This is a genomic window from Sulfurospirillum sp. MES (genome assembly GCF_000789415.1).
GTDB lineage: Bacteria > Campylobacterota > Campylobacteria > Campylobacterales > Sulfurospirillaceae > Sulfurospirillum > Sulfurospirillum cavolei.
This window is the reverse complement of record NZ_JSEC01000013.1, coordinates 24,616-42,888: the sequence shown is the minus strand read 5'-3', so window position 1 is coordinate 42,888 and position 18,273 is coordinate 24,616. Positions and strand designations below refer to the sequence as shown.

Here is an 18,273-nt window from a genome sequence, read left to right as displayed (position 1 = left end):
CAGGAAATATCTACATTTTTAAAAACTCATAGCTCATGTGAATTTAGAGCAATGGATAGATGTTATATTCAAAAACAACTTGAGAACACAACTCACATCCTACAAAAAATAAAGAATTTACGTCTTATTATTCCAAAAGAGTCAGAGAACTACCTTTTTAGGAAACTTATCCCTTTTGTGCAAGATATCAGTGAAATGGAGAGAGATACAAGAAGTGACTTGGGAGAAATTTTATTTGAATATTTCAAAATTACATTGAGTTTTATCTTTGATACATGCAATACCAAGAGTATGAAAGATTCCAAAAAGTATCTTAAAGAGTTGGATAAAATCGTTTTAGATGAAGTTGAAAAAGTTGTAAGTACGTATGATCAAAAGCTAAGAGAGTATCTTTCTAAATAAAATAATGGCGATGCAAATCATAATAGCTAAGGCTGCTTAACAGCAGCCTTAGTATCAACCTTAAACTATTGAAGTAGTTTAAGAACGTTTTCACAGAAACAACCTCAAATTATTGTAATAATTTGAGAACGTTTTGTTGAACTGCATTGGCTTGACTCATCGCATAACTTCCTGATTGTGCAAGGATGTTAAACTTAGAGAAACTTGCAGACTCAGCAGCAAAGTCAACGTCACGGATGTTAGATTCAGCCGCTTTAACGTTTACTTGTGTTACAGAGATGTTGTTGATGGTACTTGTGATTTGGTTTTGAACAGAACCCAGGTCTGAACGAATACTATCAAGGTTTGTAATCGCCGCAGATACTGTATCGATCGCTTTCATCGCACCCTCAAGTGTCGTAACATCAATATCTGAAAGGTTAGTAAACTCTTCATTTGAGAGTCCTACTGTACCAGCATTTTCAGTATTGGTCATAAGCTTACTATTTACCGCTAATGTTGCTGTTGTGCTTCCTTTCAAAACCATATCTTTGGCTAAAACAATATCAGCGCCAGCTGCACGGTCTTGCTCAAGTATATCGCCTGCTTTATAGTTTTGACCACCTAATGTCATATCTTGATTAAGCTGTGTTCCAGCAGCAAATACAGTACCATTGCCTATGGTACTTCCCGCTTTTACCAACATATCTTCTTTAAAGTTACCTGCAGTAATTGCTGCCAAAGTGACTTCTCCACCGATAGTCGAACCAGCATTTAAAACAGAAGCATTCTCAAGTGTACTACCTGCTTTGAGGTCTGTTTGCAAGTATGTATTTGTTGAAGCACTTACAGTGAATTTTCCACCCACGGTACTGCCTGCCATCAATGTACTAGAGATAGCCAACGTACTACCTGCTTTAAGCGTCATATCTGAAGCTACGGTAATAGATTTGGTTGTACTTTGCTTTGTATCAGCACCTAAAATAGAACCTGATTGCAATGTACTTCCCAATTTAACGCTAGAGTTACCTGTTGTACCGTATTTTAACGTCATATCAGAAGTTAAAGTCAAATCTCCTTGTAGTGTATATGCAGCACCTAAAACTTGACCTTTTGTGAAGCTAACAGCAGTAGCACCTGAACCATCGGTAAAGTCTTGTTGAATTACTGTACCAGCACCAAGAATACTACCTGATTTCAATGTAGAACCTGATGTTACAAACGCATCTTGAGTGAGAGCTGTATCCGCATTTGTTGTAACAGTACCACCAATTTGAGTACCCGCTTTAAAAATAGAACCACTTCCTAAAATCGTTCCTGCTTTAAGTGTACTGTCAATCGTAGTCACAACCGCTGATGTATTTTTAATGTTACCACCAACAACTGTACCTGCAGCAAGAACAGATGACGCATCAATCGTAGAACCTGCAGAAAGAATAGAATCTTTTACTGTGGTTACTGCTGTATTCAGTGTTAATTTATTGGTAACAGCACCTGTTCCAATACCTTCAACTTGAAACTGAGATGAACCATTTTGAACTAATTCTAAATGTCCAACAGTTGTCATTTCTTTTGCAGTAGCACCCAAAACAGAAGAAACATTACCCTCAACCTTAATAGCTCTACCATCAGACTGAAGTGTTAACTTACCATCGGTACTCATAGAAGCTGTAACACCTGTTTGAGTCGTTTTGCTATTGATAGCGTTTACAAGTGTGCCATCGTTATCATTGGCTGCAACTTGAATAGCTCCGATATTAATACCATTGATTGCAAAATCTGCCCCCGTAGTACCTGCCGCTACAGCGACATTTGCAGAAGACTTGACAACAGCTTTTGCCGAAATACCAGTTTCACCTGTATATCGATTAACTTCATCAGCAAGAGCACCCATACCGTTTTGTACATTGTTGTTATACTGTACATCTACATTTTTAAGAGTTATCTCTTTACCTGTCGTAGCACTCTTAAGTGTTAACTGAACATTGCCACCCATATCGCTTGCTAGGTTCAAGTCTGCACGGCTTGTTTGTCCGATTTGATTTGTTTCTGCTGAAGCGATAGAGACTTTAACACTTTCATTAGCATTTGCACCCATCTGGAATTCTTTGTTGGTAAACGTACCGGAAAGAAGTTTTTGACCGTTGAAAGATGTTGTTTTAGCGATGATGTTTAGCTCTTCCATCAACTTATCGATATCTTTTTGGATCGCCAAACGTGTTGTAGAGTTTTGACCATCACTTGCGGCTTGTGTAGCTTTGGTTTTGATGGTATCAAGAATTGAAGAGTACTCGTTAAGAGCACCGTCCGCCGTTTGAATCAAACCGATCGCATCGTTACCGTTAGAGACCGCTTGAGCCAAAGAACTTGCTTGTGATCTCAAAGAGTCTGCAATTGCAAGACCTGAAGCGTCATCTGCCGCTTTATTGATGCGAAGACCTGAAGAAAGTTTGGCAAGAGAGTTGTCCAAACTTCTGTTGTTCATCGTTGCACTTGTGTGAGCCGTCAAGGCAGCGGTGTTAGTATTAATACGGAAACCCATGATAAATCCTTTTATCTGTAATTTCGCAGGCATCCTTGCCTTTGATGAAAACAAGATCGACACCCTCAAAAAAAACTTTAGTTTTAACGCATAGTTTTCAAAAGATTTTTTTTTAGATAGAATACGCAAAAATGTTTACATGTAAAGATGGAAAAATTAGTGAAAAATCTCATTATCGTCGAATCCCCGACAAAAGCAAAAACGATTAAAAATTTTTTAGGCAAAAACTATACGGTTGTCGCATCTAAGGGTCATATTCGCGATCTTCCCAAAAGCAGTTTCGGTATCAAAATCGAAGATAAAGCCTTTATACCCGAATACCGCGTCTCCAAAGATCACGCAAGCGTGGTCAAAGAGATCAAAGAGTTAGCAAAAGAAGCGGATCAAGTCTATATCGCGACCGATGAAGACCGAGAAGGAGAGGCAATAGGCTTTCACATCGCTACGGCGATCGGAAAAGACCCCAAAAGCTTGCCGCGTATCGTATTTCACGAAATTACCAAACATGCCATCACGCATGCATTAGAGCATCCGCGCATCTTAGACGAAAGCAGCATCAACGCGCAACAAGCCAGACGTTTGTTGGACCGTATCGTCGGTTATAAACTCTCGCCTTTGCTCTCTTCTAAAATCCAAAAGGGACTCAGTGCCGGCAGGGTACAATCCTCCACGCTCAAAATCGTCGTCGATCGCGAAAAAGAGATCCGCGCGTTTAAAGAAGAGGAGTTTTGGAGCATCGATGCGCTTTTCAACAAAACCGTCGAAGCCTCGTTAATCGAGTTTGAAGGCGAAAAAATCGAAAAAATGAGCATCCAAAACGCGACGCGCGCTAAGGCAATCAAAGAGACGCTACTTCACGAGAGCTTTCAGGTTGCGTTGATCGAGAAGAAAGAGCGTGAAAGCTCTCCGAGTCCGGCATTTATGACCTCGACGCTTCAGCAAAGTGCCTCGAGTTCGCTAGGGTACTCTCCTAAAAAAACGATGATTTTAGCGCAAACGCTTTATGAAGGCGTGCAAACGCACTTAGGTACGATGGGCGTTATCACGTACATGCGAACCGACTCTTTAAACGTTGCGCAAGAAGCGATTCATGCGGCGCGCGAAACGATTCAAAAAGCCTACGGCGAAGCTTATTTGCCGGAGAAACCCCGCTTTTACGCCAACAAAAGTAAAGGCGCGCAAGAGGCGCACGAAGCGATTCGTCCGACCATTTTATCGTTTACGCCCGAAATTGCCAAAGAGTACCTTAAACCCGATGAGTTCAAACTCTACGCGCTGATTTACAATCGCTTTTTAGCGTCTCAAATGACCAACGCGCGTTTCGAGTCGCAAACCCTCGTTTTTGAAAGTACGCACGGGAAGTTTAAAGCAACGGGAAGAAAGCTTCTTTTCGACGGCTTTTACAAAGTGTACGGCGATAACGACAAAGACAAACTGCTTCCGAACCTCTCACTCCAGCAAACCGTCACGCTCAGCAAATTAGACGCCAATCAGCATTTTACCGAACCGCCTTCACGGTACTCCGAAGCAAGCTTGATCAAAAAGCTCGAAAGTTTGGGTATCGGCCGTCCTTCGACGTACGCACCGACGATTTCGGTATTGAGCGCACGCGAATACATCGGCATCGAGAAAAAACAGATCGTTCCTACCGAAATTGCATTTCAAGTCACCGAACTTTTGGAAAAACATTTTCCGCAGATCGTCGATTCTTCGTTTACCTCGACGATGGAAGAGCGTTTAGACCTCATCGCCGAAGATAAAGAGGACTGGCAATCGATTTTATGGGAGTTTTACGAACCGTTTGAGGCGCAAGTCGCTCAAGGCAAAACGGGTATCGAAAGCCAAAAAGTGGTCGTTTTCACCGGCGAAATGTGCCCCGAGTGCGGAAAAGAACTCGTTAGACGCAAAGGACGCTTCGGCGAGTTTATCGCATGCAGTACCTATCCGACATGTAAGTACACCCAAAACCTCAAAAAAACGACCGCCGCCGCTCCGAAAGAGAAAATTACCTTAAGCGTTCCGTGTCCCGAATGCGGAGGCGAAATTATCGAGCGCAGTTCCCGTCGCGGAAAATTTTTCGGTTGCGGAAACTATCCTAAATGCAAATTTATCTCCAACTACGAACCGACCGATAAAAAATGCCCCGAATGCGGCTACATTATGGCGAAACGCGAACTGCGTAAAAAAGAGATTTTTGAGTGCATCAAATGCAAGCATAAAGAAGACGCCTAACAAGCGTCTTGGCTTCTTTAGCTCAATGTATCTCCTTGCAAAACTCTATTAATTACGAAGGAAAATACCGTCTATGAAAAAATCCATCTTTTTATGTGCTATTAGTAATATCTCTAGCGGAAGTTGTGCGGAAGATTGCGGCTTTTGTACGCAAAGCGCGCATCATCGAGCCGATATTGCGCATTATAAATACAAATCAATCGAACAAATCGTTTTTGAAGCAAAAAATGCGGCAAAAAACGGTGCAATAGGCTTTTGTTTGGTGACTTCGGGCTTAGGCTTGGACGATAAAAAACTCGCCTACGTCTGTGACGCCGCACGTGCGATCAAAGCAGAACTTCAAGACATTCATCTCATCGCCTGTAACGGCATCGCAAGCGTCGATCAACTCAAAACACTGAAAGGTGCCGGCATCGATGCGTATAACCATAATCTCGAAACCTCTCAAGCCTTTTACGAACGCATTTGTACGACGCATTCGTGGGAAGCGCGTTACCAAACCTGTCTTAATGCGAAAGAAGCGGGACTAGCACTTTGTAGCGGAGGCATTTTCGGGCTAGGAGAGAGCGAAGAAGACCGCCAAGCGTTCATTCAAAGTGTTCAATCGCTCAACCCTTTTACGATGCCGATCAACTTTTTTATCCATAATGCGGCATTGCCGCTTCAAACGGCGCACCTAAGCGAGGAAGAGGCATTGACTATTCTCAGGCAAATACGCCAAGCCCTTCCGCAAACGCGCTTAATGATCGCGGGCGGGAGAGAGACGACCTTTTCGCCCGAATGCGATATTTTCGAAGCGGGTGCGGACGCGATCGTCATCGGCGATTACCTCACTACCAAAGGGGAACTGCCTGAGCGCGATCGTGCGATGATCGAACGCTTAGGCTACGAAATTGCCCGTACATGTCATGCCTAAAACCTTCAAAAACAATCTACGATAACCCTTGTGCGAAACGCTTGAAAGACGCATTTTAGGCTTTGCGCGCAACGGTTTGCATGTTTATCGCATGCATGGATTGTGCCCATAATTCGTTTTGCGCGAAGCCTATTCTAAAATTTTTGAACTAACTTTTTAAATCATCTTCTCTCTAATTCAATTGTGCTTACAATTTAGACTATCTGCGAAACGAAAGATTTGATATAATAAATTATTATTTGAAAAAGGATGCGTATGAGTAAAGATTCTATTAGCCTGACCGACAACCGTACGGGTAAAACTTTTGAATTTCCGATTTTAAAATCTACGATGGGACCCGATGTCGTGGATATCTCTACGTTTTATCCCGAAACGGGAATGTTTACGCTCGATCGCGGATTTACCTCAACCGCAAGCTGTCGCTCACGCATCACGTACATCGACGGCGATATCGGCAAATTGATGTATCGAGGATACGATATCGAATATTTGGCGACGAAAAAATCTTTTTTGGATACGGCGTATCTACTTTTGCACAAAGAGTTACCCTCTAAAGACGAATACAAAAACTTTTTAATGGAACTCAAAAAACGTTCGTTTATTCATGAAAGTATGCGAAAACTCTTCGACGCGTTTCCGGACAACGCGCATCCGATGGCGATTCTCTCGGCGGCGGTCTCCGCACTTTCGGCTTTTTATTTTGATCACTTGGATTTGGATTCGCCCGATCAAGTGAAAGAGATGGCACACCGCGTCGTTGCAAAAATTCCTACGATTGCGGCATTTTCGTACCGTTATTCGCAAGGGCTTCCGATTATCTATCCCGATTTGGATAAAGGATTTACCGAAAACTTCTTGTACATGTTGCGAGGCTATCCGCACCATCATATCGATCTCAAACCGATCGAAGTCAAAGCGCTCGATACGATTTTTACCCTGCATGCCGACCATGAGCAAAATGCTTCCACGACGGCAGTTCGCGTCGTTGCGTCAACCCATGCGCATCCTTACGCGGCTATCAGTGCCGGTATCGGTGCATTATGGGGTCGAGCCCACGGCGGTGCAAACGAATCGGTCATTCGCCAATTAGAGATGATCGGCAAAGTCGAAAACGTCGATAAATTTATCGCAAAAGCCAAAGACCCTAACGATCCGTTTCGATTGATGGGCTTCGGGCACAGGGTGTATAAAAACTTTGATCCCCGTGCGACGATTTTGAAAAACCTTCAAAAACAATTGGTGAGCGATTTGGCGTTGGATACCGAATTGATGGCGGTTGCGCACCGTATCGAAGAGATCGCCTTAAACGACGACTATTTTATCAAGCGTAAACTCTATCCGAATATCGATTTTTATTCCGGACTCATTTTACAAGCGCTCAAAATCCCCAAAGAGATGTTTGCGGTTATTTTCGTTATCGGTCGAACGCCCGGATGGATCGCGCAATGGATCGAACTCAAAGAACAACCCGATATGAAAATCGCCCGACCGCGACAACACTATTTAGGACCGCTTGAGAGAACACCCAAATACGAACTTTAAAAAGTAACATGTAAGGATTCCCCTTACATGTTACCCACTCTTTTTCATTTTCTTTCCAACATGTCAAAAAAAATCAACGCAAATTTATTTGAGTCTAATCACATACCCGCCGTTAAAGGGCAAAATATCGTACCGATAATGCCCGTCTAGCAAAATCGCCACCCTGTAAAATCCGTCATGCCCGCCAAGCGTCGCCGAAACGAAGGGTGCTTGCGCAATCGTCAGCGTTTGCGTGGCAAGCGTATTGTTCTTTTTAAAATCAACCACGACTTTATACGGGTCGGCAATCAAAAAATCGCGCACTTTCGCATCTTGCGTAAAAATAGAAATCTCGTTACCGTTCACGCTTAAAGCCAACGTAGTGTTAAATTTTAAAGGATCGGGTTCTTTTTTAGGAGTCGTTATCTTCGGCAACGTAACGCTTTTGGGAGTTTCTTCTTTTTTCTCTTTGATGGCGTTAACAAGAGCTTGCGTGGTATTGGACTCTTTGGTTTCTTTCAAAGGTACTGCTTTTTGCGCCGAAAGGATTAAGGGTTGGTGCCAATCGATAGTTTGATCAACGGCGACGATCTCTTCACTGATCGAGCCGTCAAGATTTTGGAACGTAAGGGTAAGGCTGCGTAAAATACGCGCACTGGAGGGAAGCGTAACGGAGGCGGTGGAAAAATCCGTACGCGTTTCTTCGACTTGCGTTGCTTTCCCGATCGTTTTGGATTCGGCGGATTCAAAAGGATTTTCCCTCGCTTCTGCAATCATAAAAAGTGATAGTAAAAGCCAAAGAACCTTGCGCATCTGCTCTCCTTATTTAGCGTTTATCGGGGTCTAACTGCCTAAGCTCGAAATACTCTTTTTGTAACACCGCATTCTCTTCTTTAAGGCTTTGAATCTTAACGCTTAGGGTATCTTTATCGGCCTGAAGATTGAGTAAGACGTCTAACGAACTTTTACCGAAAAGCACGTCTCCGATGTAAAGACCGAAACCCACTACGACGACGACCAAACCCAAAATTTTCAAAGAGAAGAGAGCCGTTCCGCCCTCTTCTTCTTTTTCATCTTCAAATTCGTCTAAAACATCGCTCATTAAACAAAGAGTTCTTTACCGATATACTCGCCTACGACGAGTTCGTTATCGATCGCAAGCAGGCGATTGTATTTTGCCGTTCGCTCGCCGCGTGCCGTCGCGCCCGTTTTGATTTCACCCGTATTAAGAGCTACCGCGAAATCGGCGATAAATGCGTCTTCGCTCTCGCCGCTTCGATGGCTCATAATACATTTGTAGTTATTGCGTTGCGCCAAGCGAACGGTTTGCATCGTCTCGGTCACGGTACCGATTTGATTCGGTTTAATTAAAATGGCATTACCGATACCTTTAGCGATACCTTCGGCTAAGATTTTTTTATTGGTAACAAAAAGATCGTCGCCGACGAGTTGGACTTTAGCACCGAGTCTATCGGTCAAAAGTTTCCAGCCTTCCCAGTCGTCTTCGCTCAAACCGTCTTCGATAGAAACAATCGGATATTTTGCGCAGAGGTTTTCATAATACGTCACCATTTCGGCACTGCTGAGCGTTCGTTTTTCGGATTCGAGTCGGTAACCGCCTTCACAGACCAGCTCGCTGCTCGCAACATCAAGTGCAATCGCAATATCGATACCGGGTTTATAGCCCGCTTTTTCAATCGCTTCCATAATCACTTTAATCGGCTCTTCGTTATCTTTAAGATTCGGAGCAAAGCCGCCCTCGTCGCCCAGAGCCGTACTCTCGCCCATTGCCGCGATTAATTTTTTCAAATGATGGTACACTTCGGTCGCCGCACGAAGCGCTTCGGTAAAACTCTCGAAATTTAAAGGCATAATCATATACTCTTGGAAATCGACGCTGTTGTTGGCGTGGCTACCGCCGTTGATAATATTAAACATCGGCGTAGGAAGCGTCATCGCATTGCTACCGCCCAAATAGCGGTACAAAGGAATATCCAAACTCAACGCCGCCGCACGTGCGACCGCCATTGAAACGCCCAAAACCGCATTGGCGCCTAAACGTCCGTAATTGTCCGTACCGTCAAGCGTTTTCATCGCCTGATCGATCACGGCTTGATTAAACGGACTAAGCCCGATTAGCTCGTCCGAAATTTCACCGTTCACGTTTTCGCAAGCTTTTAATACGCCTTTGCCCATATAGCGATTATCGCCGTCTCGAAGCTCTAACGCTTCGCGTTTGCCCGTACTTGCACCGCTTGGAACGATTGCGCTTGCGCACGTACCGTCGCTCAAGGTGACCGTAGCGCGTACGGTAGGATTTCCCCTACTGTCCAGCACTTCGTCTGCTACAATATCTTCAATATAAATCATTCATCGTCCTTTATGTCGTCTGCTCCGCATGCCATGACCATGGCATTGCCGTTGATCGCTTGTTTTATTTTTTCTTCGATTTCTATGGCTAGTTCTTTATTTTCTTTCAAAAAGGCCTTCACGTTTTCACGCCCTTGCCCGAGTTTGGTTTCGTTGTAGCTAAACCATGCACCGCTTTTATCGATAATATCGAGCTTAACGCCGTAATCGACGAGTTCGCCCTCTTTAGAGATACCCTCTCCGAACATAATATCGAACTCTGCTTGACGAAACGGAGGCGCTACTTTATTTTTAATGACTTTTGCTTTGACCCTGTTACCGATTTGCTCTTCGCCTTGTTTCAGCGTTGCGATCTTGCGTACGTCGATCCGTACCGATGCGTAAAATTTCAAAGCGTTTCCGCCGGTAGTCGTCTCGGGCGATCCGTATCCCATCGTTCCGATTTTCATACGAATTTGGTTGATAAAAATAACCGTCGTGTTCATTTTATGAACGACCGCCGTTAGCTTTCGGAGTGCTTGACTCATCAGCCTCGCTTGAAGCCCTACATGTGAATCGCCCATATCGCCTTCGATCTCGCTTTTAGGCGTTAACGCCGCAACGGAGTCGATGACGATCACGTCGACCGCGCCGCTTCTGGCTAAGGTCTCGACGATGTCGAGTGCTTGTTCGCCGAAATCCGGTTGCGATACCAAAAGGTTTTCGATATCCACGCCCAAATTACCCGCGTATTTCACGTCCAACGCATGCTCGGCGTCCACAAACGCGCACACGCTTCCTTTGGCTTGCGCTTCGGCGATAATTTGAAGCGAAAGCGTCGTTTTACCCGAGCTTTCTGGTCCGTACACTTCGACAATACGTCCCTGAGGAATCCCTCCGATTCCCAAAGCTAAATCCAATCCGAGCGAACCGGTGCTAATCGACGCGATCGGCTCGACGACGCGATCGCCGAGTCTAACGAGCGCACCTTTTCCAAACGCCTTATCGATCTGCTTGATCGCCAAGTCTAACGCTTTTTTCTTATTTTCGTCAATTTGCATGAATGACCCTTTTCCGTAATGATATTATTGTAGCATTTCGAGCTTGAAAAAGCCCTTTGAACGGATTGTAGTGAAAAATTAAAACCCGCTCTCAAAATATTTCAATCTGCAATATGCTAAAATAAGCCACTCTATTTTTAAAGGATCGTTTTGAGGAGATTAACCGTAGCGCATTCCCCCGACGCCGACGATATTTTTATGTATTACGCGATTAAATTCGGCTGGGTCGATCTTAAAGATATGCGCTTTGACAACATCGCTTTAGACATCGAAACGTTGAACCTTGAGGCACTCAAAAACACTTACGACGTCACCGCCATCAGCTTTGCGCTTTATCCTAAAATTCGAAACGACTACGCACTGCTTCGCACGGCGGTCAGTTTCGGCGAAGGGTACGGACCGAAGCTCATTAAGAAAAAAGAGACCAAACTCAAACGCAATTTTAAAGTCGCACTGAGCGGAACGCATACGACCAACGCGCTACTCTTCAAAATCGCTTATCCGGATGCTCGCATCGTTTACAAAAACTTTTTAGAGATTGAAAAAGCCGTTTTGCAAGGCGAAGTCGACGCGGGCGTTTTGATTCACGAAAGCATTCTCGGCTACGACGATACCCTCGTCGTCGAAAAAGAGCTTTGGGATATTTGGAAAGAGCTTTGTCCCAAAGAGTTACCGCTTCCTTTAGGCGGTATGGCGTTACGCCGCTCAATGCCGCTATTATGCGCTATCGAATGCGAAAAAGCACTGATCCGAGCCGTAGAGATCGCCCATACGCATCAAAATATGCTTTCAAAAATGCTCTTAGAACGCCGCCTCGTACGCGTCGATCATGCCACGCTGCAAACGTATCTCGGGCTTTACGCCAACGAACACTCTATCGAGATGAACGACGCTCAATACGAAGCGATCGACTTGCTTTTTTCATTGGGATATACCCACGGCTTTTTCGACCAAAAAATACATGCGCGCGACTTTTTGATCCCCAAAGAGTACGAAGCGTTGCGAAACGATTAAGGAAAAAGTTTATGGAAGCAAAACTCATCGGCTTGGGCGTCGAAACGTTTAAAATAGCGCTCTACCTCTCGTTGCCGATGCTGCTTGCGGGTATGGTGGCGGGTCTTGCGATCAGCATTTTTCAAGCCGTCACGCAAATCAACGAATCGACCCTGAGTTTTGTTCCTAAAATTCTCATCACGATCGTCGTCGCCATTTTTACGATGCCGTGGATGATGAACATGATGATCGAGTTTACGACCCGCATGATCGAGATGATTCCCTCGTTTGTTTTTTAGATGACAAAATCCATCAATTTTTCTACCTTTTCCAGCATTAAAATCGGCCCCACGCTGGATGTTTTACTGCTAGATGCCATCATGCCGCTCCCCCAAGGTTGCACCATTATCGGCGGCGCGAATAACCTTTTGGTAAGCCCTACGCCGCCGCCGCTTGCAATGCTTGGCAAGACGTTTGATTTTATCCGTTTGGAAGGAAACGTCTTACATGTAGGCGGTGCAACGCCGAGCGGGAAAATCCTCTCCTTTGCCAAAAAGCACAACCTTTCAGGCTTCGAGTTGATGCAAAAACTCCCCGGCACACTCGGCGGTATGGTCGCGATGAATGCCGGACTCAAAGAGTGGGAAATCTTTAATCACCTCATCGCCGTTCGCACCGAACACGGCTGGAGCGAAAAATCAACGCTAGAATACGGTTACCGCTTCGCCAAAATCAAAGGCGTCATTTATGAAGCAACCTTTACATGTCAAAACGGTTTTGATGAAAATCTCCTTGCCATGTTTAAAAAAATGCGCGATAACCAGCCCAAAGAACCGAGTGCCGGAAGCTGTTTTAAAAATCCCGAAGGGCACTTTGCGGGCAAACTGATCGAAGAGGCAGGCTTTAAAGGCAAACGCGTTGGCAATATGATGTTTAGCAACGTCCACGCCAACTTTTTGGTCAATCTCGGCGGCGGAACCTACGAGGAAGCTATCATGCTGATAACCGAAGTCAAAGAGGAAGTTTTAAAACGTTTCGGCATCCGACTGGAAGAAGAGATTATTATTTTATAATTTTTATACAAAGTAGCACAAATGCAACAACCTGTATTGTATATTTTTTCCGGACTTCCGGGCACCGGTAAAACCACTATCGCAAAAGAATTGGCTCGCACGACACAAGCCACTTATCTTAGGCTTGATACCATAGAACAAGGTATACAAGATTTATGCAATTACAGAGTTCAAGGAGAAGGCTATCGGCTAGCCTATCGTATCGCCGGGGATAATCTTGTGCTTGGGCAAAATGTCATTGCCGATAGTTGCAATCCATGGAAAATGACTCGGGAGGAATGGGAAGCCGTTGCTTTATCGCATAACGCTTTATTTGTCAATATCGAAATAATATGTTCGGATCCAAAAGAACATCGTTTGCGTATTGAGACACGAAAAACCGATATCAAAAATCTTCATCTCCCGACTTGGCAAGATATATTTAAACGAGAATACCATCCGTGGGAACAAGAACATATCATCATTGATACCGCTCATAAATCGTTACACGATTCACGCATAGAGCTAGAAAATAAACTTAAAGTTTATTTTGAGAACTAGTAAAAAATATCTTTCGACGTACTGCGTACTTTTAAATCTTCCAGACGGACAAACGCTTTTTGCGCATAGGCTTCAACCGCACATCGCCCTATCATCGCGGCATTGTCGGAACAAAATTCCATTTTTGCAGTATGCAGCGTTGCTTTTTTAGCGGCGCAAAAAGCCTCAAGTTCGCCTCTCAAGTAGAGGTTCGCACTAGCACCCCCCACCACGCCGAAATGCTCGACGGTTCGCTCTTTGTACGCTTTTTTGATCTTTTGCATCAGGTGCGCCACGGCGACTCGTTGAAACGAAGCACATACATCGCACAGCGTTTGCTCATCTAAGACTCCTAACGCCTCGATGCAAAGCCTCACTTGGTTTTTAAGTCCCGAGTAGCTAAACGCAAGCAGTTTTGACGAAGTGCCTTGCAAAGGAATCGTAAAATCAAACCGCTTTGCATCGCCTCTTTGGGCGTACTTTTCGATAATAGAACCCGCAGGATAGGGAAGTCCCAACATTTTTCCCACTTTATCAAAACTCTCACCAAAGCTGTCATCCATCGTGGTTGCAAGCAGTTTTATCTCGTTCAAACTCTTTACATGTAAAAGCTGCGTATGCCCGCCGGAGACCAGTAAAACGTCCATGGGGAACAGGGTTTCCTCTTCGATAAACAAAGAGCAGATATGCCCTTTGAGATGATTAATCCCCAAAAGAGGAAGTTCAAGCGCAACGCTAAGGGCTTTTGCCATGCTCACACCTTCCACCAAGCTCACGGAGAGTCCCGGCTCATTAGTGACGGCGATGGCTTTGAGTTCGTTAAAATAAGGCTTCGCCTCTTCAAGAATTTTAGGAAGTGTCACCGCATGCAAGCGTGCGGCAAGTTCGGGTACGACGCCGCCGTATTTGGCATGTTCCGCGTCTTGGGAAATTTTTTTGTGAAAAAGAAGTTTTTTGTCTTGAATTCGCGTAATCGCGATCGAACTATCGTCGCAACTGCTCTCTATGCTTAAAATCATTTAAACGATCTTCACGTGCCACGGCTCAAAACGTACCCCGTCTCCGTTTCCGAGCGTATAACGCATAGAGATATACGCCAATTTTTGAAGCTTCCAAAACTCTTCGGTGCGCGCAAATTCGGCGGTAAAATTTTGAGCGCCCCACCCTTTTTTACCGACGTCAAAGTCGCCTACGGTGTGGTATGAGTATGCCGGCGGCACCAAAGAGCGCGTCGCAACGGTAATGTTGCCTTTTTCGTCGCGGATTTTTTCCAAATGCAAATTGAGTTGTTTGACGACGCTTCGTACGCCGGAAGTTAAAATAACGGTTTTACCGATGTCTTTGACGATGCGTTCAAGCGCGGCTTGCGATTCGCCTTTAAAGAGATAATGCCCGCTTCCTTGAATTTTAACGACCTCTTTTTCGTCAACGACGCTGGTAAGTTTCTCAACCGTTTTTTTACCGTAAAAGCCGTAAATCACGGGATCGGTGTAAAATACCTCTTCGATATAGGCAAGTTCGCTCGGACTAAAAGCACCGATTTTGGAGAAATTTTTAGCGATTTTTAATGCTTCGTCAAAACTTAAGATATTAAAATTGGCATAGCCGACCGTCTTTTCGATCTGATCGAGCTTTTTGAGCACCGTGTTAAAAACCTCTTTCTGATCGTCGCGTAACCAAATATCGGGGTGCTTGATTTCATCGGCCATCAACGTACCGCTTAAAACGCTCGCTCCCATCCAGCCTAAAAATGCTCTTCGTACCATCGCTTATAAACCTATTGCATCGTTTTATATGATTATAACATACGCCCTTGATTTTTGAGCATGGTTTCAATTTCCTCCGCACATACGGGACGACTAAAAAGATACCCTTGCATCAATTCGCAACCGCTTGCGTAGATAAACTCTTTTTGCTCTTTCGTTTCGACGCCTTCGGCAAGGACTTTGAGCCCCAAACCGCGTCCGAGCTCGATAATCGTTCGGGCGATCGCGCGATCCTCTTTGCTCTCTTCAAGGCTTTGTACGAAACTTTGATCGATTTTCAGCTTGGTAATCGGCAATTGTTTCAGATACGCCAAAGAGGAGTGCCCCGTACCAAAATCGTCGATCGAAATATCAAGCCCCAATTCGCGAAAGCGTTTTAATAAAGCAATCGACTTGATCGTATCTTTCATAATAAAACGCTCGACAATCTCCATTTCGAGCCATTCGGGACGACAGCCGCTTTGACGCAGACTTTGAATTAAAAAGCTAATCAGCTCGCTTGATTCGAGTTGTTTTCCGGCAATGTTGATCGCCGTTTTGCCCGGATTTAATCCTTGATCGTACCACGATTTCATCTGTTTCATGACTTCGATGATGACCCAATTGCCGATTTCGACGATCAGTTCGCTCTCTTCGGCGACGTGAATAAAATAATTCGGCGTCGTTAGCCCGCGCGTCGGATGATTCCAGCGAATCAAAGCTTCCAGTCCGACGATACGTTCCGTTTGCAAGTTGATCTGCGGTTGGTAATAAATGACGAATTCTTCGCGTTCAAATGCTTTGCGCAAGTTTTTTTCGATTTCCAAATGCTCGTTGGTCTCTTGGTTCATCTCTTGATCGAAAAAGACGTAACGGTTACGCCCTTTTGATTTGGCCTTGTACATCGCAATATCGGCATTTTTTAAAAGCTTGCTTGCCGCTTCGCCGTCGTGCGGATAGACGCTGACGCCGATACTGGTCGTGATCTGAAAACTTTCGTTTCCGAAAATAAAAGGTTCTTGGAACGAATAAACGAGTTTTTTGATAGCGACAAAAATATCGCTAACGTCCTTACAACCGTCTAAAAGTACGATAAACTCATCTCCGCTCAAGCGTGCGACGGTATCGGTGTCGCGAACGTTCTGGCGCATTCTTGCCGCTATAATCTTCAAAAGCATATCGCCGGCGTCGTGCCCCAAAGAGTCGTTAATATTTTTAAATTTATCGATGTCCACGAACATCACGCCCAAGACTTTGTTGTCGCGACTCGCTTTTTTAATCGCCTGCGTCAAACGATCTTGCAACAAGTTACGATTGGGCAGTCCCGTGAGCGTATCGTGTTCGACTTGGTGCATTAAAAGGTTTTTTTGTTTTTTATTCTCCTCTTCAAGCTCTTTTCGAATCGTAATATCACGAACCGAGCAGTGCTGAATGATGCCCTTATCCATATGAATCGTCGTCATCATAACGCTGATCCAAAAAAGTTTTCCTTCACAATCGAGCACTTGCCACTCAAATTTATGCGTACCGTTTTTTAATGCCAACTCGTTCATCCACAACGCTTTTTCGTACGAACTTTGCTCGTCGGGTTGAACTTTAGGAGAGAGATCGGCTAAGGTCACGTTCACGAGCACGTCTTTGTTTTTGGCTTTAAACATCTTTACGATCGCTTCGTTACAATCGACGAAAATCCCCTCTTTGAGCAGCAAAATACCGTCCGCCGATTTTTGGTAGAGCGTTTCAAAAACCTGTTTTTGCTCTTTGATTTGCTTATTATTGAGCAAGAGATGGTTTTCGTAGCGCGCCAAAACCGAACGCAGTTTGGTCGAAATAAAAAACATTACGCCCATTACCAAGAGCATAATGATGATAGAAACCGCTAACATGTTAACAAGCGTCGATTGCATTTTCGTCTTTAACGCTTCTTCTTGCTGCACGAGCGCATTGTTCTCTTCCATCAGATAAACGCCCGTACCCACAACCCATTCAAACTGAGGAATGGAGCGCACGAAAGAGATTTTACGTTTGTCTTGGTTATCAGGGTGGTACGAAGCCTCGTAAGTCATAAAAAACCCTTCAAGGTTGCGCTTTCCGCCTTCCACGATGTCGCGGATAATGTATTGGTTGTTCGTCGTGACGTTCAGTCGATTTTGCCCTATCAAAGCGTGATCGCCGTGCGAAATCGTATTGCCGTAATAGTCGTAGGCAAAAATATAACCGTATTCGCCGTAACGCGTGCTTAAAAGAAATTTTTGCGTCTCTTTTTTGATACGCTCGCGAACTTCGTCTTCATACCTTCCGCTGGCGATGTAAATGTTTAAAGGCTTGTAACTGCGAATATAGCCTATTTTTTTTCGAGGTGCTTTGTCCGTCGAGTTTTTCCACTCGTACGTCGTTGCAAACGCCTCCTCTTTTTTCAGGCGCGCCAACCCTTCACGCATAATGTAGCGGCCGGTTGAGTCTTGCAAATCAATAAAGTTTTTCCCCTCCAAACTACGGTCCATCCCGTTCATTTCACAGGTGCCGTCCAGACCGAAGATGACGTAATAGCCGCTTAGGTCATTGAAAAAACGCGTGTTTCGGAGCTTGGTTTTGATCTTTTCGAGAATCTCGTCTCGAGGAAGGCGGGTGTTTTCTCGGTAGGTATCTTCACTGATTTGATAGGCAAGGTTCACAAGATTTTTCACATCTTCTTGCACTTCGTTCATCAAAATTTTCTCGTTTTCATTGACGTACTCGACGATTTTATCGATACGCTCTTTGGCTTGCAGTTTTGAGCGTTTCACATAATCGATTCGAGCCGCTTCCAACGCTTTTTTATATTCGGTACGTTCGGTCGAAACCACGATCGTTACGATCATTAAGAACGTCAATAAAATGGCGGAAGCGGGTAAAAAAACAATCCATTTCGTAATATTTTGTTTCCTAAGGTTTAGCAACC

At 44.5% G+C, this 18,273-nt stretch carries 16 protein-coding genes; 8 read left to right on the top strand and 8 right to left on the bottom strand.

What is annotated here, in order from left to right:
• Positions 1–402, top strand: a 402-nt coding sequence (locus OA34_RS11860) for a hypothetical protein (protein ID WP_039675629.1), incomplete at its 5' end; no start/stop codon positions are given.
• Between the two features lie 109 nt (positions 403–511).
• On the opposite strand, the gene OA34_RS11855 is transcribed toward OA34_RS11860, so the two are convergent.
• Positions 512–2,923, bottom strand: coding sequence for a flagellin N-terminal helical domain-containing protein (locus OA34_RS11855; RefSeq protein WP_039675627.1), 2,412 nt, complete (start codon positions 2,921–2,923; stop codon positions 512–514).
• A 159-nt stretch (positions 2,924–3,082) separates the two neighbouring features.
• On the opposite strand from OA34_RS11855, the gene topA reads away from it, so the two are divergent.
• From topA to OA34_RS11840, 3 genes are all read left to right on the top strand, one after another.
• Positions 3,083–5,155, top strand: coding sequence for a type I DNA topoisomerase (gene topA, locus OA34_RS11850; protein WP_286683024.1), 2,073 nt, complete (start codon positions 3,083–3,085; stop codon positions 5,153–5,155).
• Positions 5,156–5,228: 73 nt separating this feature from the next.
• Positions 5,229–6,071, top strand: coding sequence for a biotin synthase (locus OA34_RS11845; RefSeq protein WP_039675623.1), 843 nt, complete (start codon positions 5,229–5,231; stop codon positions 6,069–6,071).
• A 255-nt stretch (positions 6,072–6,326) separates the two neighbouring features.
• Entirely contained in the window at positions 6,327–7,613 is a 1,287-nt protein-coding gene (locus OA34_RS11840; protein WP_039675621.1) for a citrate synthase, read from the top strand.
• A gap of 84 nt (positions 7,614–7,697) precedes the next feature.
• Here OA34_RS11840 and OA34_RS13805 read toward each other — a convergent pair whose 3' ends face one another.
• From OA34_RS13805 to recA, 4 genes are read right to left on the bottom strand one after another with little or no spacing between them, the layout of a single operon-like run.
• Complete coding sequence (locus OA34_RS13805) at positions 7,698–8,405, bottom strand: AMIN domain-containing protein (protein ID WP_286683023.1); 708 nt, start codon at positions 8,403–8,405, stop codon at positions 7,698–7,700.
• A gap of 13 nt (positions 8,406–8,418) precedes the next feature.
• A complete protein-coding gene (locus tag OA34_RS11830; RefSeq protein ID WP_039675619.1) occupies positions 8,419–8,694 on the bottom strand; it encodes a hypothetical protein in 276 nt (91 codons plus the stop codon).
• Positions 8,694–9,962 carry a phosphopyruvate hydratase gene (gene eno / locus OA34_RS11825; RefSeq protein ID WP_039675617.1) on the bottom strand — a complete coding sequence of 423 codons (1,269 nt, stop codon included), beginning with the start codon at positions 9,960–9,962 and terminating at the stop codon, positions 8,694–8,696. The genes OA34_RS11830 and eno overlap by 1 nt, the downstream gene beginning before the upstream one ends.
• Complete coding sequence (gene recA, locus OA34_RS11820) at positions 9,959–10,996, bottom strand: recombinase RecA (protein WP_286683025.1); 1,038 nt, start codon at positions 10,994–10,996, stop codon at positions 9,959–9,961. Before recA ends, eno begins: the two co-directional genes overlap by 4 nt.
• A gap of 156 nt (positions 10,997–11,152) precedes the next feature.
• Between recA and OA34_RS11815 the strand changes: the two genes are divergently transcribed.
• From OA34_RS11815 to OA34_RS11800, 4 genes are read left to right on the top strand one after another with little or no spacing between them, the layout of a single operon-like run.
• Positions 11,153–12,016, top strand: a complete 864-nt coding sequence (locus OA34_RS11815) for a menaquinone biosynthesis family protein (RefSeq protein WP_039675613.1) — start codon at positions 11,153–11,155, stop codon at positions 12,014–12,016.
• Positions 12,017–12,027: 11 nt separating this feature from the next.
• On the top strand, positions 12,028–12,294 hold the full coding sequence (gene fliQ / locus OA34_RS11810; protein ID WP_039675611.1) for a flagellar biosynthesis protein FliQ: 267 nt from the start codon (positions 12,028–12,030) through the stop codon (positions 12,292–12,294).
• Positions 12,295–13,068 carry a UDP-N-acetylmuramate dehydrogenase gene (locus OA34_RS11805; RefSeq protein ID WP_039675609.1) on the top strand — a complete coding sequence of 258 codons (774 nt, stop codon included), beginning with the start codon at positions 12,295–12,297 and terminating at the stop codon, positions 13,066–13,068.
• Positions 13,069–13,089: 21 nt separating this feature from the next.
• Entirely contained in the window at positions 13,090–13,608 is a 519-nt protein-coding gene (locus OA34_RS11800) for a P-loop nucleotide/nucleoside kinase family protein (protein ID WP_039675607.1), read from the top strand.
• On the opposite strand, the gene tsaD is transcribed toward OA34_RS11800, so the two are convergent.
• From tsaD to OA34_RS11785, 3 genes are read right to left on the bottom strand one after another with little or no spacing between them, the layout of a single operon-like run.
• On the bottom strand, positions 13,605–14,606 hold the full coding sequence (gene tsaD, locus OA34_RS11795; protein WP_039675605.1) for a tRNA (adenosine(37)-N6)-threonylcarbamoyltransferase complex transferase subunit TsaD: 1,002 nt from the start codon (positions 14,604–14,606) through the stop codon (positions 13,605–13,607). The two genes, OA34_RS11800 and tsaD, sit on opposite strands and share 4 nt — an antisense overlap.
• Complete coding sequence (locus tag OA34_RS11790) at positions 14,607–15,353, bottom strand: M15 family metallopeptidase (RefSeq protein WP_039675602.1); 747 nt, start codon at positions 15,351–15,353, stop codon at positions 14,607–14,609. It lies immediately after the preceding gene.
• A gap of 32 nt (positions 15,354–15,385) precedes the next feature.
• On the bottom strand, positions 15,386–18,271 hold the full coding sequence (locus tag OA34_RS11785) for an EAL domain-containing protein (RefSeq protein WP_039675601.1): 2,886 nt from the start codon (positions 18,269–18,271) through the stop codon (positions 15,386–15,388).
• Between the last annotated feature and the right edge of the window lie 2 nt (positions 18,272–18,273).

Coding starts and splice junctions, on each gene's coding strand:
- OA34_RS11845 (WP_039675623.1), top strand. CDS start 5,229: ATGAAAAAATCCATCTTTTTATGTGCTATTAGTAATATCTCTAGCGGA.
- eno (WP_039675617.1), bottom strand. CDS start 9,962: ATGATTTATATTGAAGATATTGTAGCAGACGAAGTGCTGGACAGTAGG.
- OA34_RS11800 (WP_039675607.1), top strand. CDS start 13,090: ATGCAACAACCTGTATTGTATATTTTTTCCGGACTTCCGGGCACCGGT.
- OA34_RS11790 (WP_039675602.1), bottom strand. CDS start 15,353: ATGGTACGAAGAGCATTTTTAGGCTGGATGGGAGCGAGCGTTTTAAGC.
- fliQ (WP_039675611.1), top strand. CDS start 12,028: ATGGAAGCAAAACTCATCGGCTTGGGCGTCGAAACGTTTAAAATAGCG.
- OA34_RS11830 (WP_039675619.1), bottom strand. CDS start 8,694: ATGAGCGATGTTTTAGACGAATTTGAAGATGAAAAAGAAGAAGAGGGC.
- OA34_RS11805 (WP_039675609.1), top strand. CDS start 12,295: ATGACAAAATCCATCAATTTTTCTACCTTTTCCAGCATTAAAATCGGC.
- OA34_RS11840 (WP_039675621.1), top strand. CDS start 6,327: ATGAGTAAAGATTCTATTAGCCTGACCGACAACCGTACGGGTAAAACT.
- OA34_RS11855 (WP_039675627.1), bottom strand. CDS start 2,923: ATGGGTTTCCGTATTAATACTAACACCGCTGCCTTGACGGCTCACACA.
- OA34_RS13805 (WP_286683023.1), bottom strand. CDS start 8,405: ATGCGCAAGGTTCTTTGGCTTTTACTATCACTTTTTATGATTGCAGAA.
- tsaD (WP_039675605.1), bottom strand. CDS start 14,606: ATGATTTTAAGCATAGAGAGCAGTTGCGACGATAGTTCGATCGCGATT.